The sequence below is a fragment of the Vineibacter terrae genome (assembly GCF_008039615.1).
Classification (GTDB): domain Bacteria; phylum Pseudomonadota; class Alphaproteobacteria; order Reyranellales; family Reyranellaceae; genus Vineibacter; species Vineibacter terrae.
In genome coordinates this window covers 78,139-96,691 of record NZ_VDUZ01000023.1, presented here as the reverse complement: position 1 = coordinate 96,691, position 18,553 = coordinate 78,139, and the positions used below count along the sequence as shown (strand labels likewise).

14 protein-coding genes are annotated in these 18,553 nt (G+C 68.7%); 3 read left to right on the top strand and 11 right to left on the bottom strand.

What is annotated here, in order from left to right; genetic code table 11:
* Positions 1 to 44 precede the first annotated feature (44 nt).
* Together FHP25_RS20195 and FHP25_RS20190 are read left to right on the top strand one after the other, a co-directional pair.
* Complete coding sequence (locus tag FHP25_RS20195) at positions 45 to 830, top strand: IclR family transcriptional regulator (RefSeq protein ID WP_147848763.1); 786 nt, start codon at positions 45 to 47, stop codon at positions 828 to 830.
* Positions 831 to 971: 141 nt separating this feature from the next.
* The gene (locus tag FHP25_RS20190) at positions 972 to 2,840 is read left to right on the top strand and encodes a flavin-containing monooxygenase (protein ID WP_147848762.1); all 1,869 of its coding nucleotides are present in this window, start codon (positions 972 to 974) and stop codon (positions 2,838 to 2,840) included.
* Positions 2,841 to 3,005: 165 nt separating this feature from the next.
* On the opposite strand, the gene FHP25_RS20185 is transcribed toward FHP25_RS20190, so the two are convergent.
* The 8 genes from FHP25_RS20185 to FHP25_RS20150 all read right to left on the bottom strand — a co-directional run bounded on the left by FHP25_RS20185 (position 3,006) and on the right by FHP25_RS20150 (position 12,174).
* Entirely contained in the window at positions 3,006 to 4,406 is a 1,401-nt protein-coding gene (locus tag FHP25_RS20185) for a M20 family metallopeptidase (protein WP_147848761.1), read from the bottom strand.
* A 60-nt stretch (positions 4,407 to 4,466) separates the two neighbouring features.
* On the bottom strand, positions 4,467 to 5,240 hold the full coding sequence (pxpA, locus tag FHP25_RS20180) for a 5-oxoprolinase subunit PxpA (RefSeq protein WP_147848760.1): 774 nt from the start codon (positions 5,238 to 5,240) through the stop codon (positions 4,467 to 4,469).
* Positions 5,241 to 5,371: 131 nt separating this feature from the next.
* Positions 5,372 to 6,352 (bottom strand): tripartite tricarboxylate transporter substrate binding protein, encoded by a 981-nt coding sequence (locus FHP25_RS20175; RefSeq protein WP_218578473.1) that lies wholly within the window; start codon positions 6,350 to 6,352, stop codon positions 5,372 to 5,374.
* Between the two features lie 112 nt (positions 6,353 to 6,464).
* On the bottom strand, positions 6,465 to 7,481 hold the full coding sequence (gene speB, locus FHP25_RS20170; protein ID WP_147848758.1) for an agmatinase: 1,017 nt from the start codon (positions 7,479 to 7,481) through the stop codon (positions 6,465 to 6,467).
* Positions 7,482 to 7,640: 159 nt separating this feature from the next.
* Positions 7,641 to 8,828 carry an NAD(P)/FAD-dependent oxidoreductase gene (locus FHP25_RS20165; protein WP_147848757.1) on the bottom strand — a complete coding sequence of 396 codons (1,188 nt, stop codon included), beginning with the start codon at positions 8,826 to 8,828 and terminating at the stop codon, positions 7,641 to 7,643.
* Positions 8,829 to 8,847: 19 nt separating this feature from the next.
* Positions 8,848 to 10,515 (bottom strand): hydantoinase B/oxoprolinase family protein, encoded by a 1,668-nt coding sequence (locus FHP25_RS20160; protein ID WP_147848756.1) that lies wholly within the window; start codon positions 10,513 to 10,515, stop codon positions 8,848 to 8,850.
* Between the two features lie 77 nt (positions 10,516 to 10,592).
* The gene (locus FHP25_RS20155; RefSeq protein ID WP_147848755.1) at positions 10,593 to 11,237 is read right to left on the bottom strand and encodes a hypothetical protein; all 645 of its coding nucleotides are present in this window, start codon (positions 11,235 to 11,237) and stop codon (positions 10,593 to 10,595) included.
* Between the two features lie 190 nt (positions 11,238 to 11,427).
* Complete coding sequence (locus FHP25_RS20150) at positions 11,428 to 12,174, bottom strand: DeoR/GlpR family DNA-binding transcription regulator (protein WP_178133651.1); 747 nt, start codon at positions 12,172 to 12,174, stop codon at positions 11,428 to 11,430.
* A gap of 228 nt (positions 12,175 to 12,402) precedes the next feature.
* Between FHP25_RS20150 and FHP25_RS20145 the strand changes: the two genes are divergently transcribed.
* Positions 12,403 to 13,032, top strand: a complete 630-nt coding sequence (locus tag FHP25_RS20145; RefSeq protein WP_147848753.1) for a helix-turn-helix transcriptional regulator — start codon at positions 12,403 to 12,405, stop codon at positions 13,030 to 13,032.
* A 218-nt stretch (positions 13,033 to 13,250) separates the two neighbouring features.
* Here the strand turns inward: FHP25_RS20145 and groL are convergent, their stop codons facing one another.
* From groL to FHP25_RS20130, 3 genes are all read right to left on the bottom strand, one after another.
* Positions 13,251 to 14,879: a chaperonin GroEL gene (gene groL, locus FHP25_RS20140; RefSeq protein WP_147848752.1), complete on the bottom strand. Its 1,629-nt coding sequence runs from the start codon at positions 14,877 to 14,879 to the stop codon at positions 13,251 to 13,253.
* A gap of 352 nt (positions 14,880 to 15,231) precedes the next feature.
* Complete coding sequence (locus tag FHP25_RS20135; protein WP_231712406.1) at positions 15,232 to 16,725, bottom strand: HlyD family type I secretion periplasmic adaptor subunit; 1,494 nt, start codon at positions 16,723 to 16,725, stop codon at positions 15,232 to 15,234.
* A 5-nt stretch (positions 16,726 to 16,730) separates the two neighbouring features.
* The gene (locus FHP25_RS20130; RefSeq protein ID WP_231712405.1) at positions 16,731 to 18,479 is read right to left on the bottom strand and encodes a type I secretion system permease/ATPase; all 1,749 of its coding nucleotides are present in this window, start codon (positions 18,477 to 18,479) and stop codon (positions 16,731 to 16,733) included.
* Between the last annotated feature and the right edge of the window lie 74 nt (positions 18,480 to 18,553).

Genomic DNA, 18,553 nt, shown 5'->3' with positions numbered 1-18,553 from the left:
TTCGATCATTGTAAAATAGATTCAGTAGTTGTATATAGACAACTATGACAAACGAGCTGACGACATCCGCTTCGGCCACCCCGCGTGTCCGGGCCGTGCCTGCCGTCACGCGTGCGCTCGCGATCCTGCGCCTACTGGGGCGCAGCCGGACGCCGCTGGGGGTCAAGGCGATCGCCCGTGAGCTCGGGCTGGTGCCCAGCACGGCGCTGCACATCCTGCGCGCGTTGGTGGCGGAGGGGGTGGTACGGGTGGACGCCGGCACCAAGCAATACAGCCTTGGCGTCGGCATGCTGTCGCTGGCGCGCGCCGTGCTGGAGAACAGCGGCTTCACGAGCCTCGTTCAGCCAGACCTCGACCTGCTGTCGGCGCGCCATGGCGTGACCGCGATCGGTCTCGAGCTGATCGGGCTGGAGCACATGGTGGTGGTGGCGCTGTCGCGCAGCCGCACGCCGATCCGCCTGCATGTCGATGTCGGCAGCCGCTTTCCCGCGCTCATCAGCGCCACCGGCCGCTGCGTCGCCGCCTTCGGCGCGCATCCGCCGGCCGAGGTGAAGAAGCGGTTCCGGCTGCTGCAGTGGCAGAACGCCCCGGCCTGGGAGACGTGGTGCAAGGAGGTCGAGGTGGTGCGCCGCCAGGGCTACAGCATCGACCGCGGCAACTACATCGGCGGCGTGACGGTGGTCGCCGTGCCGGTGCCGACATCACGGCCGACCCTGTCGCACAGTATCGCTGCCGTCGGCCTCTCGGACCAGCTGGAGCGTGCCGCCGCCGTGGCGCTGGCGCGCGACATGCAGAAGGCCGCGGCGACGGTCGCATCGCAGCTGTCGTAGATGCCGTTGCGGCCGGGCAGCCGTGCACTGCGCTGGAAGGTGGTCTGAAAAAGGAAGGCTGCAGACGCGATTGACGCATCGCGGTGGCTACGTGGAAATAGCCGCGAGCTTCTTTGGGGTCGCAGGCAGCGGGAACCGGACATGACGCAGTCGATCAGGATATGTGAATCCACGGGGCTGAAGATCTTCAGCACGCGTGCCGCGAAGGCGACCGAAAAGATTGCCGGCAAGGGCTATTCGCCGGTCGCGGATGCGGCGCTGACGTCGCTGCCGCCGCCGCCCGCCGGAGCCGTCTTCAATGCCGAGGAGCAGGCGAAGTATCGCTCCTACAAGGAGGCAAGGCGCGGCGCGGCCGACTACATGGCGATGGAGGGCACGTTCGCGCGCTACCTCGAGGACGTCTATTCGGCGCCACCGGTGGCGCGCGATCCGCTGACCGATTCCTGCGAGATCCTCGTCGTCGGCGCGGGCTTCGGCGGGCTGCTGCTCTGGCACAAGCTGCGCGATGCCGGCTTCAACGATGTCCGCTTCTGCGAGAAGGGAGGCGATGTCGGCGGCACCTGGTACTGGAACCGCTATCCCGGCATCGCCTGCGATGTCGAAGCCTACAGCTACCTGCCGCTGCTGGACGACATGAACTACTACCCGACGATGAAGTTCGCGTCGGGCTTCGAGATCCTCGAATACTGCCAGATGATGGCCGAGCGATCCGGCTTCTATGACCGCTGCCTGTTCCACACCACGGTGACGCAGACGACATGGGATGAGGCGACCAGCCAGTGGACGGTGCATACCGATCGCGGCGATGCGATGCGCGCGCGCTGCGTCGTGCTGGCCAACGGCATCCTGACGACGCCGAAGCTGGCGCGCATCGACGGCATGGAGACCTTCAAGGGCGAATCCTTCCACACCTCGCGCTGGAACTATCACGTCGACCTGACGGGAAAGCGCGTGGGCATCATCGGCACCGGCGCCACCGCGGTCCAGGTGATCCCCGAGATCGCCAAGGTGGTGAAGACGCTGCATGTGTTCCAGCGCACGCCCTCGACGATCGACGTGCGCGACCAGCGCGCAACCACGCCGGAGGAGATCGACCGATGGTCGCGGGAGCCGGGCTGGGCCAAGGCGCGGCGCGAACGGCTGGCGATGATTTCATCGGGCCGCACCGCGCTGCAGGGCAACGACGATTTCCTCTCCGGCCGCGTCGACGTCTTCAAGCCGACCAGGAAGCACGAGCGGCAGCTTTCACCGGACGAGCTGATGGCCAAGCAGCTCAACACCAACTTCCGCATCATGGAGCAGATCCGCGCCCGCGTTGATGCCATCGTCAAGGATCCGAAGACGGCCGCGGCGCTGAAGCCGTACTATCCCTATGGCTGCAAGCGGCCAACCTTCCACGACGAGTTCCTGCCGACGTTCAACCTGCCGCATGTCACGCTGGTCGATACCGCGCCCGGCGGCGTCGGCAGGATCAACGAACGTGGCGTCGTGCACGACGGCATCGAGTACCCGCTGGACGTGCTGATCTATGCCACCGGCTTCCAGTGGATGGCGACGTCGACCTTCAACATGACGCGCGGCCGCGGTGGGCGGGTCCTGCGCGAGAAGTGGCAGGACGAAGGCGTCCGCACGTTCCTCGGCCTGCACAGCCACGGCTTCCCCAACCTGTTCATCATGTCGGGGCCGCAGGGCGGCGGCGGCCAGTTCAACTTCACCCGCGGTCTTGAGGCCCACACCGACTACGTGGTGTGGATGCTCAAGACGATGCGCGAGCGCGGCGCGACGGTTGTCGATATCACCAGGGACAGCGAGATCGCCTACGCCACGCATTGCCGCGAGGCCGATATCCGCACGGCGGCCTTCCGCGACTGCCTGTCCTACTATAACGGCGAGGGCAACGCCGAGCCTGGCAGCCTCGCCTATTACGGCGGGCCGGAACAGTGGCACAAGCTGCGCATGGCCGCCCAGAAGTCGCTGGAGCCCTATGTCTTCGGGCCGCCGCAGGCGTGAGCCGGCGACACCAGTCACTGGCGGCTCTGGTGACGGCTGGGACCGCGCCGCTCCAGCGGCGCTCTTCTCAGCGATCGCCATGAGCGTCGCTGGAGCGACGCGGTCCCAGCCGTCACCAGCAACGCCGGTGCTGTCCCGGGCACCGCAAGGTCCTTCGACCGCTGATCATCCCGGCTGCGGCCGTCCCTGCTCGCCGAGGTCCCAGAACAGGCCGGTCATCAGGCGCAGCGCCTCGCGCGCGACGGGTGCCAGCAGGTGCTCGTTGGGCGCGTGCTGGCTGCAGGCGGCATAGGAGTGCGGCACCCAGACGGTGGGCATGCCCAGGATGTCGGCGAAGACCTCGTTGGGCAGCGAGCCGCCCAGGTTGGGGATCACGTCGGGTTTGTGGCCGGTCGTGCGCTGGATCGAGGCCACGGCCCATTTGGCCCAGGGATTGTCGGGGTCGAGCCGCGTGGCGTTCATGATCACCTCGCGCGACGGCGCCACGGCGACCTGGCCGAAGCCGTGCCTGTCGAGGTGCCGGCGCAGGGCGGGCAGGATGTCCTTGGGGTCGGTGCCGACGACGAAGCGCAGCTGGCAATGCGCGATGGCGCTGGGCGGGATGGCGTTCACCGGCTTGTCCGGATTGCCCGTCCTGAAGGCCAGCACCTCGAAGCTGTTCCAGCCGAACACACGCTCGGCCGGCGTCAGAGCCTCCTCGCCCCATTCGGTGTCGATCCTGGGCCCGTCGGGACCGCCGTCGATCGTGAGGCCGGCCAGCGCTGCGCGCACCGAGTTGGTCAAGGTCCTGGGCCGCCATTCCGGCACCTTGATCTGGCCGCGCGCGTCGGCCACGCAGGCGATGGCATGCGCCATGATCAGGCCCGGATTGGCCAGCAGCCCGCCCCAGTTGCCGGAGTGATGGCCGCCCGCCCGCAGGTCGAGCGCCATGGTGAAGTTCATGGTGCCGCGGGTGCCGCCGAAGATCGCCGGCCGCTTGGGGTCGAGCCGGGGGCCGTCCGAGCCGAGCAGGGCATCGGCCTTCAGCTTGTCGCGATGCTGGGCGCAGAACGCGGCCAGCCCTGGCGAGCCGGTCTCCTCGCCGGTCTCGATCAGGATGGTCGAGTTGAAGCCCAGGCGGCCGCGTTCGGCCAGCACGGCCTCGAGCGCCGCGATGTTGATCGAGTGCTGGCCCTTGTTGTCGGCCGTGCCGCGGCCGTAGATGCGCTCGCCCTCGACGACGATGGTCCAGGGCGACAGGCCGGCGCGCCACTGCTCGTCCTGGCCGCGGATGACGTCGCCATGGCCGTAGGTCAGCACCGTGGGCGCGGCCGGATCCTCATTGCGGCGCGCGATCAGGAACGGGCCGTATTGCGGCTGCGGGTTGTCGATGACCTCGCAGGCATAGCCCAGGTGCGCCAGGGTCGGCGTCATCTCGTCGGCGAGATAGGCGCGCAGGGCCGGCATCGAATCGGCTTCCTGGCTGGTCGTGGGGATCGCCACGCGCCGCTGCAGGTCGGCAAGAAAGCCGCCATCGTCGAAATAGGCTTCGATGCGCCTTATGGCGCCGTCACGAGAACCCGCCATGGATCGCTGCTCCCCTGTCGCGCGGCACGACCCTAGCGCAAATCACCATGCCGGCAACTGTCATGTGGACCGGGTCGACGATGTCGCGAGCGCGCCGGCACGGCGCGGCTCGACCAGCCCCTCGGCGAGCAATGCGCGATGCAGGGCCTCCGCGATCAGGTGCGCGCCCGGCGTGTCGGAATGAACGCAGATCGTATCGGCACGCACCGCGATGTCCTTGCCGCCGATGGAGCGCGTCAGGCCCTCGCGGATCGCGCGGCGGCCGCGGTTGACAGCCTCCTGAGGATCCACCGGATCATGCTCCTGGGTGATGATCAGGCTGCCGTCGTCGGCATAGTCGAGATCGACGTAGTATTCGGCGATGAAGCGATGGCCGCGTGCGGCATAGACGCGTTCGTGCTCGGTGTTGATCATGCCGAGCAGCGCCACCTTGAAGACGTCGGCCGCGTCACAGATGGCGTGCGCGATCTCGGGATCGCGTGCCGCCATGCCGTAGAGCGAGCCATGCGGCTTGATGTGGTACAGTCGCATGCCTTCAGCGTCGAGAAAGCCCTTCAGCGCCCCGATCTGATAGATCAGGCAGTTGGCCAATTCCTCCCGGCTGATCCGCATTTCACGCCGACCGAAGCCCTGACGGTCCGGCAGCGATGGATGGGCGCCTACCTCCACGCCGTTGGCTTTGGCGAGGCGCACTGTCGCGCGCATATGGTTGAAGTCGGAGGCGTGGAAGCCGCAGGCGACGTTGGCGATATGGATCGCCGGCATGATCCTGCGATCGTCGCCCAACCGCCAAATTCCGTAGCTTTCGCCCATGTCGCAGTTCAGCAGCGTCATGTCGGTCCTCGCTGGCCCAGCGGTCATCGAAGGCCAAATCGTGGCAAGTCCGCCAGCTATTGTAAATTGCGAGGATTGTTGCTGGCCCTCCCCGGCGGCGCGAGCCGGGGAGGGGACAGCAGACGCATCAGCTACCGGTCGGGCTTGATGTTCCGGGCTCGGATCAGGTCACCCCACTTCTTCGCCTCGGACGCGATGAAGGCGTCGAACGCAGCCGGTGTCGATCCCGTCGGCTCGATGCCGTAGTCCATCAGCCGCTCGGTGACGTCCTTGCGGGCGATGATCGCGGCAATGGTCTTCGAATACGTGTCCACGGCCGCCGCAGGCGTGCCGGCCGGCGCCAGGACGCCGAGGAAGCTGTCGGCGACCATGCCGGGCGCGACGGTCTCGTCGAGCGTCGGGATATCCGGCGCCCGCGGCCAGCGCGCTGCACTGCCGATCGCCAGCGCCCGCAGCTTGCCGCTGCTGCCGTGCTGCGCCCAGGTCTGCACGGTGTTGATGAACAGCGAAAGCTCGCCGTTGAACAGATCGATCAGGGCTGCTTCCGAGCCCTTGTAGACGACATGGGTCATGTCGATCCCGAGCGTCTGGCACAGCAGCTCGCCCACGAGATGCGCGCCCGATCCCACGCCGGAGGAGCCGTACGTCACCTTGCCCGGGTGCTTCTTGGCGTAGGCCACCAGCTCCTGCATGGTGGTGATCGGCAGCTTGGCCGAGGCGAAGATCACCGGACCGGTCTTGCCGATCAGGGAGACGCCGACGAGATCCTTGAAGGGATCATAGGCCATCCTGGCATGCATGCTGGGGTTGATGGCATGCGCGGCCGCCACCAGCAGCAGCGTCTTGCCGTCGGGCGCCGACTTGGCGGCGTAGTCCGAGCCGATCATGCCGTTGGCGCCCGGCTTGTTGAGCACGATCACGGTCTGGTTGAGGCTCTTGCTCAGGCCGTCGGCCAGCGTGCGGCTGACGATGTCCGTGATGCCGCCCGGCGGGTAGGGCGACACGAACTGGATCTGGGCGCTGGCCGGTGTGATCGCTGCTGCGGCGACACCGAAGGCTGCCACTGCCGTGGCGAGAATGGACCTGATCGAACCTTTGACTATGCGACGCATATGCGCTCCCCCCAACATGCCGTCGCCTGCGGTTCGTTGACCTGCAGGCGAACGCGGCGCTATTGGCGAGCGCTGCGATGCATGTGTCCAGCCGGCGCTTGCATCTGCGGCGTCAAACGTTGCGTTTATTCCGGCGGGCGAACCGTTGTCGCTTCGCGGCCGGTCGCGCGCGGCGTTTTGCGACACATTCGGCCAGCAGGCACATCAGCTCCCACATCATCGTGACGCCGACCAGCGCGGTGTTGCCGCTGGGGTCGAATGGCGGCGACACCTCGACCACGTCGGCGCCGACCAGGTCCAAGCCGCGCAGGCCGCGGATCATGCGCTGCGCCTCGTGCGTGGAGTAGCCGCCGATCTCGGGCGTGCCGGTGCCGGGCGCGAACACGGGGTCCAGCCCGTCGACATCGAAGCTGACATAGGTCGCACCGTCGCCCACGACGCGGCGGGCCTCCTCGATCACCTTGTCGACACCGAGGTCGAAATACTCCTCGATGGTGATGACCCGGATGCCCTGGTCGTACGCCCAGGCCATGTCGGCATTGCCGTACAGCGAGCCGCGGATGCCGATCTGCACGATGCGCTTGGGATCGAGCAGGCCTTCCTCGATGGCGCGGCGGAACGGCGTGCCGTGGGTGTACTTGTAGCCGCCGAAATAGGTGTCCCAGGTGTCGCTGTGGGCGTCGAAATGCACCATGCCCAGCGGCCGCCTGCGGGCGATGGCGCGCAGGATCGGCAGCGTCACGAGATGGTCGCCGCCCGCCGACAGCGGCACGACGCCCGCCTTGTGCAGCTTGGCGTAGAAGGTCTCGATGCGCGTCAGGCTGTCATCGACGCTGGCCGGGTTGACGGACGTGTCGCCCAGGTCGCCGATGCGCGCCAGCGTGTAGGGCTCGATGCCGCTGACATGGTGCACGCGGCGCATCAGGGTCGACATGTCGCGCATCTGGCGCGGGCCGTGACGGGCCCCGGGCCGGTTGGTGGTGCCGCCATCCCACGGCACGCCGACCAGGCCGATATCGAGATCGGCCGGATCGGTGAAGGCGGGCAGGCGCATGAAGGTGGCGATGCCGCCGAAGCGTGGCACCACCATGCCGGATTGCGGCTTGGGAAAGGAACGGCGGTCGCTCATGAGGGGGCTCCACGCCAGTGATGCTCTTGGTTCGGCGCAGTGTGCCGCAAATCAGGGTTACCTGTCATCCCGAGCGCAGCGAGGGATCTCCTGCGGCGAGACGCACCGTGCGCTATGCGCGGGAGATCCCTCGCTGCGCTCGGGATGACAGCCTTGACCCTACACCACGTTGCGCTCGATGATCGGGCGGTTGGCGGCGATGCGGTCGAAGCCGAACGGCGTCAGGTCGAGCGACACGTAGCGGGCCTGGGTCAGCCATTCGGCGATGGCGCGGCCGACGGCTGGTGACTGCTGGATGCCATGGCCGCTGAAGCCGGTGGCGAACACCAGATTGGCAAGCTCGGGATGCGGGCCCACGATGCCGTTGTGATCGAAGGTGTTGTATTCGTAGTAGCCGGCCCAGCTGTTCACCACCTTCACCGCGCCGAAGGCTGGCACGCGGGCGGCCAGCGCCGGCCACACCAGCTCGTCCCATTCCGCATGGTTCGCTTCCAGCGGCAGGTCGGGCGGATCCTGTTCTTCCGGCGGCGAGATGCCGCCGATGAAGAACTTCCCCTCGGGCCGGAACCAGGCGCCTGACGTGTCGATGACCAGCGGCGCCGGCGCGACTTTCTCGCGGCAGTCGAACACGAACACGCTGCGCCGGCGCGCCTCGACCGGCAGCGCCACGCCGGCCATGGCCGCGACGCGCGCCGACCAGCATCCTGCGGCATTCACCACCTGGCTCGCCGCCAGCGCCCGGCCCGACGCCAGCCGCACGGTCGTGACCCGGCCGCTGTCGGTATCCAGCCCGGTGACTTCGTCATGCACATACACCGCGCCCTGCGCGCGTGCCTTGCGCCGGAACGCCTGCATCAGCGCCGGCCCGTCGAACCAGCCCTCGTTGGCCACGCCGTGCGAGGCCAGCACGACGCCGTCGGTGTCGATCCACGCAAAGCGCTGCTTCAATGCATCGGGCGCCAGCAGCTCGACAGCGCAGTCCTCGCGGCGCTGGATGGCGTGGTTGTCGCGCAGGATCGCCTCGCCGGCGGCCGAGGCCAGGAACAGGTAGCCGGGCTCGCGCAGGCCCAGCTCGACGGGCGGCTCGCCGTCGACCGACAGCAGTTCGCGCGCCTGGCGCAGGAAGCCGATGCCGAAGCGCGACAGATGGATGTTGAGCGGTGTCGAGAATTGCTGCCGGATCGAGCTGGCCGACAGCGCCGAGGAGGCGCGGGCGTAGGTCGGATCGCGCTCGACCACGGCGACGCGGCCGCGCCATGCTGCATCGCGCGTCAGCCAGTAGGCGATGGCGCTGCCGATGGCGCCGCCGCCGACGATGACGACGTCGTAGGTGCCCTGGGCGGTCATGATCGAGCGCGGCGCCGGCTCACTCCGCGGCCTTGAGCGGCACGCCATAGACGCGCTCCGCCGTTTCGGGCGACACCAGCCCTTCCGCGACGTCCTCCGTCACGTGCTGCGGATCGCGTCGGCGGGGATCGCCCAGGCCGCCGCCGCCGGGTGTCATGATCACCAGCCGGTCATGCGGCGGGATGGTCTGCGTGCCCTTGCCCTTCAGCGCGCGGCCCGACTTCAGCCCGACATAGCCTGCCGTGCCGTTGGCGCCGCCGTCGCGGCCGCGCGGCGGATAGTCGATGCGGTCGTACGCGGCCAGCAGGTCGAAGGGCTTCTCGATGCTGGAGCCGATCTCGATGGCCTGGCCCAGCCCGCCGCGGCGGGCGCCGGCGCCGCCGCTGTCGGCCCGCAGCTCCTTCTTCCAGAAGATCAGCGGCGCGATCGATTCGGCGATCTCCACCGGCGTGCCGCGCACGCCCGACGGATAGGCCGTGGCCGACAGCCCGTCGGCCTGCGGCCGCGCCCCGGTGCCGCCGTTGCTGGTCACGGTGATGGTGAAGCCGTAATTGCCGCCATCGCCGCCCGCCACGGCGCCGCGCATGTTGAGGTTCCACAGGCACGAGGTGCCTTCGGCGGGCACGCGCTCGGGCACGGCCTGGCGCAGGCAGCCGAAGGCCATGTCGGGCAGCATCTGGCCGATGACGTGGCGCAGCAGCACCGGTGCCGGCTTCTGGGCGTTGAGGATCGTGCCCGGTGGCGCCGACACCGTGAGCGGCGCCAGCGAGCCGGCATTGTTGGGGATGCGGGCCGAGACCACGCAGCCCAGGCCGAAGACGGTGTAGGCCGTGGTGTAGGCGATCGGCACGTTGATGCCGCGGCGCACCTGCGCGTCGGTGCCGGTGTAGTCGACATGGATGCCGCTATCGCTGACGGTGGTCGTGGCCACCAGCTTGATCGGCGCATCATAGCCGTCGACCATCATCTCGTTGCGCCAGGTGCCCTTGGGCAAGGCCGCGATCTCGCCCAGCACCGCCTCGCGGCTGCGCTCCAGGATGAAGGCCGACAGCGTGTCGAGGTCGGCCAGCCCGAACTCGCTCATCATCTCGACCAGGCGGCGGCAGCCGATGTCGTTGCAGCCGGCCAGGGAGTAGACGTCGCCCTCGGTGTCGACCGGCAGGCGCGTGTTGGCGCGGATCATCGCCATCAGGGTCTCGTTCATGCGGCCCTGGTCGGCGAGCTTCAGCATCGGGATGTAGAGGCCTTCCATGAAGACGTCGGTGGCGTCGGGCCCGAAGCCGAGGCCGCCGATATCGGTCAGATGGCTGGTGCACGAGAACAGCGCCACCAGCCGTCCGTCCTTGAAGCACGGCGTGGTCAGCACGAAGTCGTTGGTATGGCCGGTGCCCATCCACGGGTCGTTGGTGATGTAGATGTCACCCGGCTTCATCGTCGCCGTCGGGAAGTGGCGGATGAAGTGCTTCACCGACTCGGCCATCGAGTTCACATGGCCGGGCGTGCCGGTCACCGCCTGCGCCAGCATGCGGCCCTGCAGGTCGAAGACGCCGGCCGAGAGGTCGCCCGCCTCGCGCACGATCGGGCTGAAGGCGGTGCGCATCAGGGTCTGCGCCTGCTCCTCGACCACCGCGATCAGGCGGTTCCACATGATTTGCAGATCGATCTGGCCAAGGCTGTTGGACGACATGCGGCAGGATCCCAAGCTCCCACGGGTGGGATGCCGACTCTATGCCGTGCCGGTGGCGTCGTCGATAGCCACGCGCCTCACGCGGCGGCGAGGCAATCCGAGGGCCGCCGTGCCGGCGCCGTGCCGGCGGGATCAGCGGCAACGCGGCAGCTGATCTCCTGCTGCAGGATGTCGGCGCAGGCTCGGTGGTGCGCTTCCCATTGCCGTGGCTTCCATGCCGCCGAGCTGCCGTGCTGGCGCCGTGCCGGCTCGTCCATGCGCCCCAGCAGGGACGCGATCAGGTTCCGCGCGGCCGCCTGGTCGAGCCGGCGGGCGTGCGCGATGCCGGCCATCAGGGCGGTGTTGTAGATTCCCTGCAGCTGCCGGCCGTGCCCTGGGTGCTTGCGTACCGGCCACATCTTCACGAAGCCGTGCTGCTTGATCCAGACCGGCGGCCGGCGTTGCGCGGTCAGCACGATGCCGTGCGCCAGGCCGGCCAGCATCTCCTGCTGCTGCAGCGCGCCGAGCGCCGTGCCACGCGCATTGCCGAGGATGGGCGACAGCGCAGTGTAGAACACGGAGACGCCCAGCACGATCCGCAACGGCCCAATCATCGGCTCGATCATGGCCAGGCAGCTGTCGGCGTGGGCGGCGACGTCGAGAGCCGTGCCCGGCAGCGGCAGGCCGGCAAGCCCATCGCCTGCGTCCGTGGATGGTGGCGTGAAGTCTGGTTGCGCTGCCACGGCCGGGGCCGCATGGAGCGACAGCGATGGTGGCGTGTAGATGGCCCTCTCCCTGAGGCGCGCGATCGCCCTGGGACAGGATGGGCGCCGCGGCGGGCATCGCGATATTCCCATTTGGGAATATCCGCAAGCCGATATCTCGGAATGACGACGCCGGGCCGGCGGCGGCAAAGCGCGTCGCGTGCCGGCGCTACCCGCCGGGCCGGCCGGCGATCACGAGCTCGACCGGCAGCTTGGCCAGGATCTTGGCCAGCGGCCCGTCGGGCCGCCGGTCGGACACCAGGTGCGTGATCTTCTCGAAGGTGGTCAGGCGCACCGGAGCATGCTGGTTGAACTTGCTGTGGTCGGCCACCACGACAGGCTGGCGGGCCGATTGCAGCATCTGGCCGTACAGCTCGGCCTCCTCGCGCGTGTAGTCCATCACCCAGCCGGTGGGCGAGACGGCGCCGGCGCCGACGATGGCGACGTCGGCGGAATAGTGCGCCAGCATTGCCGTGGCGTCGCGGCCCAGCGCCGTGTTGTTGGCGGTCTGGATCTCGCCCCCCAGCATGAAGACGCGGTTCTTGCTGCGGCCGGCAAGCCGGCTGCAGTTGGCGACACTGTTGGTGATGACGGTGAGGTCCTGATGCTCGAGCAGGGCGTCGGCGACCGCCTGCACCGTGCTGCCGCCGCCCAGCATCACCGTGGCGCCGTCGGGCACCAGGCGTGCCGCCAGCCGGCCGATGGCCTGCTTGGCGTCCGTGTTGATCGCCTCGCGCACCGCGATCAGCGGCTCGCCCTGCTCGAGCGACAGCGCACCGCCATGGGTCTTGCGCAGCATGCTGCGGTCGGCCAGCAGCATCAGATCACGCCGGATCGTTTCGCGCGACACCTTGAGCTTGTGCTGCAGCTCGGTGATCGACAGCGACCCACGCTGGTTGACCAGTGCCAGGATCATGCTTTGACGCTGCTCGGCCAGCACCGCGGACAGTCCTTCCATTGCCGGTGGCGAGGTAACCCGGTCACCCGGAGCGGCTTATAGCAGGCTTCGCTACCGTTGGAACGCGAGTCCCAAAGGATTTCTTATCGCAGCGATCAGAAAAATAAAAACCGGCCGATGGCTGCGATCGGAAGGTGATGTGTTAATCCCGGTGAACATAGTGCATCTCTGGAAAGGCGGGGGCAGGTGCGTGTGAATCACCAGATGGCGGCGCGTGCCGGGATCAATGCCGACGCGATCCCCACCGTCTATGGCGCCGTGCTGGAGCGCCTCGATACCGGCGTCATCCTCCTGGACGCGGCGGGGCATCCGGCCTTCATCAATGCCCGCGCCAGCCGCATCGTGGCGGCTGCCGACGGCATCTCCGCGGATGCGACAGGCGTGAGCGCCGCCTCCGGCGCTGCGACGCGGGCGCTGCGGGCGGCCGTCGCGGCCGTGGCGGCGGGGCAGGTGCCGTCCCGCCGGGTCTATCTGGAGCGGCCGTCGGGCCTCGCGGCGCTGGTGGTGACCGTGATCCCCCTTGACGGCATTGACGATGGCGCGCCGCGCGTGGCGCTGTTCATCATCGATCCGGCCGCGCCGGTGCGGATCGACACGCACGCGCTGGGCGCCGCCTACGGCCTGACACCGCGCGAAGCCTCGATCGCGGCCCTGCTGACGCGCGGCGCCGATGTGGCGCAGGCGGCCGGCACGCTGGGCATCGGCGTCTCCAGCGCCCGCGAGTACCTCAAGCGCGTGCTGGACAAGACCGGCGCCCGCCGGCAGGCGAACCTGGTACGCCTGGTGCTGCGCGGCTTCGCCGACTCGCCGGTCTGAGGCGCGCCGATAGCTGTCTCCTCTCCCCGCTGCCGCCAGGGCATTCGCATATGACCTCGCTGTCATCCCGAGCGCCCCCTTCGACAGGCTCAGGAGAGGGATCTCCTGCGGCAAGGCGCACGGTGCGCCATTCGCGGGAGATCCCTCGCTACGCTCGGGATGACGGTAGGGGCATATGCGAATGCCCTGCCGCTGCTGCGGGGCGAGGGGAGGGCGCGTCAGTAGTCCATGTCGGCGCCGGGACCGGGCATCGGCGCCGGCTTCTTCTCGGGCCGCTCGGCGATCATGGCCTCCGTCGTGATCATCAGGGCGGCGATCGACGCGGCGCCCTGCAGGGCCGTGCGCACCACCTTGGCCGGGTCGATGATGCCCTTGTCGTACATATCGCCGTATGTGCCGCTCTGGGCATCATAGCCGTGGGCGTAGTCCCGCTTCTCGAGCACGCGGTTGACCACGACCGAGCTGTCCTCGCCGGCGTTGAGCGCGATCTGGCGCGCCGGGGCCTGCAGGGCACGGCGCACGATGTCGATCCCGGTCCTCTGGTCCCCGTTGGCAGGCTCCAGCTTGTCCAGCGCCTTTGTCGTGCGCAGCAGGGCCACGCCGCCGCCGGGCAGCACGCCTTCCTCGACCGCGGCCTTGGTGGCGTGCATGGCATCGTCGACCCGGTCCTTGCGCTCCTTGACCTCGACCTCCGTGGCGCCGCCGACGCGGATCACGGCGACGCCGCCGGCCAGCTTGGCCAGCCGCTCCTGCAGCTTCTCCTTGTCGTAGTCCGACGTCGTCTCCTCGATCTGCGCCCGGATCTGCTGGATGCGGGCGGTGATGTCCTTCTTGGCGCCGGCGCCGCTCACGATGGTGGTGGCCTCCTTGTCGACCTCGACCTTCTTGGCGCGGCCCAGCATGTCCATCGTCACGTTCTCGAGCTTGATGCCGAGATCGTCGCTGATGCAGGTGCCGCCGGTCAGGATGGCGATGTCCTCCAGCATCGCCTTGCGGCGGTCGCCGAAGCCCGGCGCCTTGACCGCCGCCACCTTGAGCCCGCCGCGAAGCTTGTTCACCACCAGGGTCGCCAGCGCCTCGCCCTCGACATCCTCGGCGATGATCAGCAGCGGCTTGCCAGACTGCACCACCGCTTCCAGGACCGGCAGCAGCGGCTGCAGGGTCGCGAGCTTCTTCTCGTGCACCAGGATGCTCGCCTCGTCGAGCTCCACCCGCATCTTGTCGGCGTTGGTGATGAAGTAGGGCGAGACATAGCCGCGGTCGAACTGCATGCCTTCGACCACCTCCAGCTCGGTCTGCAGCGACTTGGCCTCCTCGACCGTGATCACGCCCTCGTTGCCGACCTTCTGCATCGCCTCGGCCAGGAAGGTGCCGATCTCCTGGTCGCCGTTGGCCGAGATGGTGCCGACCTGGGCGATCTCGTCGTTGCGCGTGATCTTGCGCGCATGCTTCTTGAGATCGGCGACGACGGCCTCGACCGCCATGTCGATGCCGCGCTTGAGGTCCATCGGGTTCATGCCGGCGGCCACGGCCTTGGCGCCCTCCCTGACGATGGCCTGGGCGAGCACGGTCGCGGTCGTGGTGCCGTCGCCGGCGGCGTCGCTGGTCCTGGACGCCACCTCGCGCACCATCTGCGCGCCCATGTTCTCGAACTTGTCCTCGAGCTCGATCTCCTTGGCGACGGCGACGCCGTCCTTGGTGATGCGCGGCGCGCCGAACGATTTGTCGAGCACCACGTTGCGGCCCTTGGGGCCGAGTGTGACACGCACCGCGTTGGCGAGGATGTCGATGCCGCGCAGCATCTTCTCCCGCGCCTCGGTGGAGAACTTGACGTCCTTGGCTGGCATGGGTCGTTCTCCCTGCTGAAGCATCCGCCGCGAGCGACATCCGGAGTCTCGCAGCAGCAGAGCCCCCCTCCAAGGAGACCTGTGCCCGCTCGACAAGGCGGACCCGGAAACGGGCCTACTGTAGTGCCGCGACATGGCTTGGCAAAGTGGCCATCAGCGGCCGGCCGGGTGCCGGCCGGACCTGCGCGCCGGTCCAGGCTGGCTGGGCACCACGGCCGCCCGACGGGGATGGAGCGTGCAGCTGGAGATCGGTGCCGGAGATGGCCGCCCATGCCATGCGGCCATGGGCACAGGCGCTTCGCCGATGCGACACCGCGATTTTCCGCCCGCGGCGAGCCGCGCCGCGCTCTCCTCAGCTCTCGCGGAAGCTCTTGATGAACGACTCGATCAATGGGCGCAGGAGATAGTCCATGACGGTGCGCTCGCCGGTGAGGATCATGACCTCGGCCGACATGCCCGGCGCCAGCCGCACGTCCTTCAGGCGCGCGATATCATCCGCATCGACCTCGATCTTGGCGAGGAAGTAGGCTTCTCCCGTCCGGTCGTCGACCAGGCGATCGGCCGACGCGGAACGCAGCGTGCCGAAGATCTGCGGCATGACGCGCTGGCGATAGGCCGTCAGCAGCACGCGCGCCCGCATGCCCGGCTGAACGACGTCGATGTCGTTGGGCTTCAGGCGGGCGTCGATGATCAGCTTCGCCTCGCCCGGCACGATGTCGAGAAGCGCCTGGCCCGGCCCGACGACTCCCGCCTCGGTCGTGACTTTCACGTTCATCACGACGCCCGCGATCGGCGCCTGGATGACCGTGCGGGTGAGGATGTCCTCGCGTCCCGGCAGTTCGCTGCGCAGGACGGCGAGCTGCTCGCGGACCTTGGTCAGTTCGTCGTTGGCGCGCTCCTTGTCCTGGTCACGCATGGTCAGCAGCTGGATCTCGGTCTCCCCGATCTGCTGCTGGATGCGCGCGATGCGCGCCTCGTTGTTGGCCTGCTCGCCGCGCACCTCGGCCTGCGTGCGCTCGAGCGCCAGCAGGCGCGGCAGGCGTTCGATGCCCTGCTCGTAGAGCTTGCGAACGATCACGATTTCACGATCGAGCAGCTGCAGCTGCGTGGCCTGGGCGGCAATGATCTTGCGCAGCCCGGCGATCTCTTCCTCCGACTGCCTGATCCGCTGGGTGAGGATGCGTTCCTTGCCCTGCTGGGTGGCGCGCCGGCTGCCCAGCAGGTCCACCTGGCTGGTCATGGCCCGCCTGGTCCCGACGGTCGCGTTGACCGTGATCTCGGGCGGGAACGCGATCTGCTCGGCGCCGCTCTGCTCGGCGATCAGGCGGGCCTCGGCGGTCAGTAGATGGACATAGCGTTCGCGCATCTCGTCCAGCTTGGCGCGTGCCTGCGTCTCCTCCAGGGTCACCAGCCTGTCGCCGACGGCCACGACGTCACCCTCGCGGACATGGATCGCCCGGATGATGCCGCCCTCCAGGTGCTGCACGGTCTTGCGATGGCCGTCGGGACTGACCACGCCCGGCGCGATCGCGGCACTGGCCAGCGGCGCGATCCACGACCATGCGGCGAGGCCGCCGAAGAACGCCACGCCCACGGCATAGCCCAGGGCGCGGGGGCCGCGGATCATCGCCGCCAGGCCGGCCGCATCGATGCCGTGCGTGCGACGCCGGGAGGCGGCGAGCCAGAGCAGGGCGACACCGACCGCCAGGATCAAGGGCCACTCGCGCATGGCCAAGGACACGAGATCGTCCAGCGTCGCCGACCGGAGGAAGTCGAGCAGGCTGTCGCACCACGTCGCGATGAGCGACAGGACCTGCTGCCACCATTGCTGCAGGGTTTGCGCCATGGTCCTTACTCCGCCTTCACGAGCTTGGGGCGTGCGGCAAGGGGATCGTCGGCGGTACGCGCGGCCCCGTCGCGGGGCTTGCGCGTGCTGCTGGCCAGCGCCGCCAGGGCGTCGTCGCGCTTGCCGAAGCCCGTGACCTGACCCTCCATCAGCACCAGTGTCATGTCGCATACCTGCAGCATGCGTTGCTGATGCGTCACGATGACGATCGTGCGCCCCTTCTGCTTGAGCGCCAGCAGCGTCTGCAGGAGGGCCTGGTCGCCCTCGCTGTCGAGATTGGCGTTCGGCTCGTCGAGCACGATCAGGCTGGGATCGCCGAACAGGGCGCGCGCCAGCCCCAGCCGCTGGCGCTGGCCGGTGGAGATGCGATCGCCATGCACGCCGATATCGGTCTCGTAGCCGTCCGGCAGGCGCAGGATCATCTCGTGCACGCCGGCAAGCCTGGCGGCGGCGATCACGTCGGCGCTGTCGGCGGATCGCAGGCGTGCGATGTTCTGGGCCACCGAACCGGGGAAAAGCACGACCTGCTGCGGCAGGTAGCCGATATACTGCCCGAGATCCTCGGAATGCCATGTCGAGACTTCGGCGCCGTCGAGCCGGATATGGCCATACGCCGGCTTCCAGGCGCCGACGATGAGGCGACACAGCGTCGACTTGCCGGCCCCCGAGGGACCGACGACGGCGCAGACCTGGCCGGGCTCCAGGGCGAAGGTGATGCTCTTGAGAACGGGATGCTGCGATTGCGGCGCCGTGTAGTGCAGGCTCTGGACCGCGAGCCAGCCCTGCGGTCGCGGCAGCGGAAACGGATCGCGCGCGATCTCGGCTGGGCCGAAGAGGCGATCGAGATTGCGCCGCGCCGCCGCGGCGGCGACCAGGCCGCGCCATGCCGCGATCGAGCGCTCGACCGGGGCGAGCGCGCGCCCGAGGATGATCGATCCCGCGACCATGCCGCCGGATGTGAGCTGGCCCTGGAGCACGTAGTAGGCGCCCAGCCCCAGGATCATGGTCTGCAGCGCCAGGCGCAGCGCCCGCGAGACATTGCCGATGGCTGCCGTCGTTTCGGCGAGACGCTGCTGCTCGGCGCCGGCCTCGCGCTGCCGTTCCTGCCAGCGGCCGATCACGGCGCCGGTCATGCCCAGTGCGCTGATCGTCTCGGCGTTCTCGACATAGTGCGCAACGCTGGTCTGGCTGGCGCGCAGGATGGCGGCGCTGCGCTGCTGGCGCTTGCGGGTCAGCAGATCGTTGGTCAGCGCGGCCAGGAACAGCACCGCGGCGCCCGCGGTCGCGAGCACGCCCAGTGCGGGATGCAGGAACCACAGCAGCCCGATGAATACCGGTGCCCACGGCGCGTCGAGGAAGGCGAGGATCGGTTCGCCGGCCATGAAGGCGCGCAGGTCGCCGACGTCTCTGAGGCTGGCGTCCGTCTTCGTGCCGGCCAGGCGCGCCTGCATGGTGCGGCGGATCACCGGACCGCTGAGCTCGGTTTCGAGCCAATAGCCGATGCGGCCCAGCATCAGCCGTCGCACATGCTCCAGCAGCCCGTAGACGACCATGGCGGCCAGCGCTGCCGCGGTCAGCCAGACGAGCGTGTCGAGCGAGCCGCTCGATAGCACGCGATCGTAGACCTGCAGCATGTAGATGGCGCTGACCAGCAGCAGGAGGTTGACCAGGAAGCTGAAGACGACCAGCGCCGGCGCCTGGCGCCAGATCAGGGACGCCGCCGCTGCCGGGAGAGGTTTCGCGATGTGCATCATGGCGACGCTGCGCTTGACTGTCCGCGGGGCGGCCGGCGCCTGCGGCGGCGCCGGCCAGGTGTGTGGCGTCTGGC

Coding starts and splice junctions, on each gene's coding strand:
- FHP25_RS20195 (WP_147848763.1), top strand. CDS start 45: ATGACAAACGAGCTGACGACATCCGCTTCGGCCACCCCGCGTGTCCGG.
- FHP25_RS20190 (WP_147848762.1), top strand. CDS start 972: ATGACGCAGTCGATCAGGATATGTGAATCCACGGGGCTGAAGATCTTC.
- FHP25_RS20185 (WP_147848761.1), bottom strand. CDS start 4,406: ATGGCGGGTTCTCGTGACGGCGCCATAAGGCGCATCGAAGCCTATTTC.
- pxpA (WP_147848760.1), bottom strand. CDS start 5,240: ATGACGCTGCTGAACTGCGACATGGGCGAAAGCTACGGAATTTGGCGG.
- FHP25_RS20175 (WP_218578473.1), bottom strand. CDS start 6,352: ATGCGTCGCATAGTCAAAGGTTCGATCAGGTCCATTCTCGCCACGGCA.
- speB (WP_147848758.1), bottom strand. CDS start 7,481: ATGAGCGACCGCCGTTCCTTTCCCAAGCCGCAATCCGGCATGGTGGTG.
- FHP25_RS20165 (WP_147848757.1), bottom strand. CDS start 8,828: ATGACCGCCCAGGGCACCTACGACGTCGTCATCGTCGGCGGCGGCGCC.
- FHP25_RS20160 (WP_147848756.1), bottom strand. CDS start 10,515: ATGTCGTCCAACAGCCTTGGCCAGATCGATCTGCAAATCATGTGGAAC.
- FHP25_RS20150 (WP_178133651.1), bottom strand. CDS start 12,174: ATGATCCTGGCACTGGTCAACCAGCGTGGGTCGCTGTCGATCACCGAG.
- groL (WP_147848752.1), bottom strand. CDS start 14,879: ATGCCAGCCAAGGACGTCAAGTTCTCCACCGAGGCGCGGGAGAAGATG.
- FHP25_RS20135 (WP_231712406.1), bottom strand. CDS start 16,725: ATGGCGCAAACCCTGCAGCAATGGTGGCAGCAGGTCCTGTCGCTCATC.
- FHP25_RS20130 (WP_231712405.1), bottom strand. CDS start 18,479: ATGATGCACATCGCGAAACCTCTCCCGGCAGCGGCGGCGTCCCTGATC.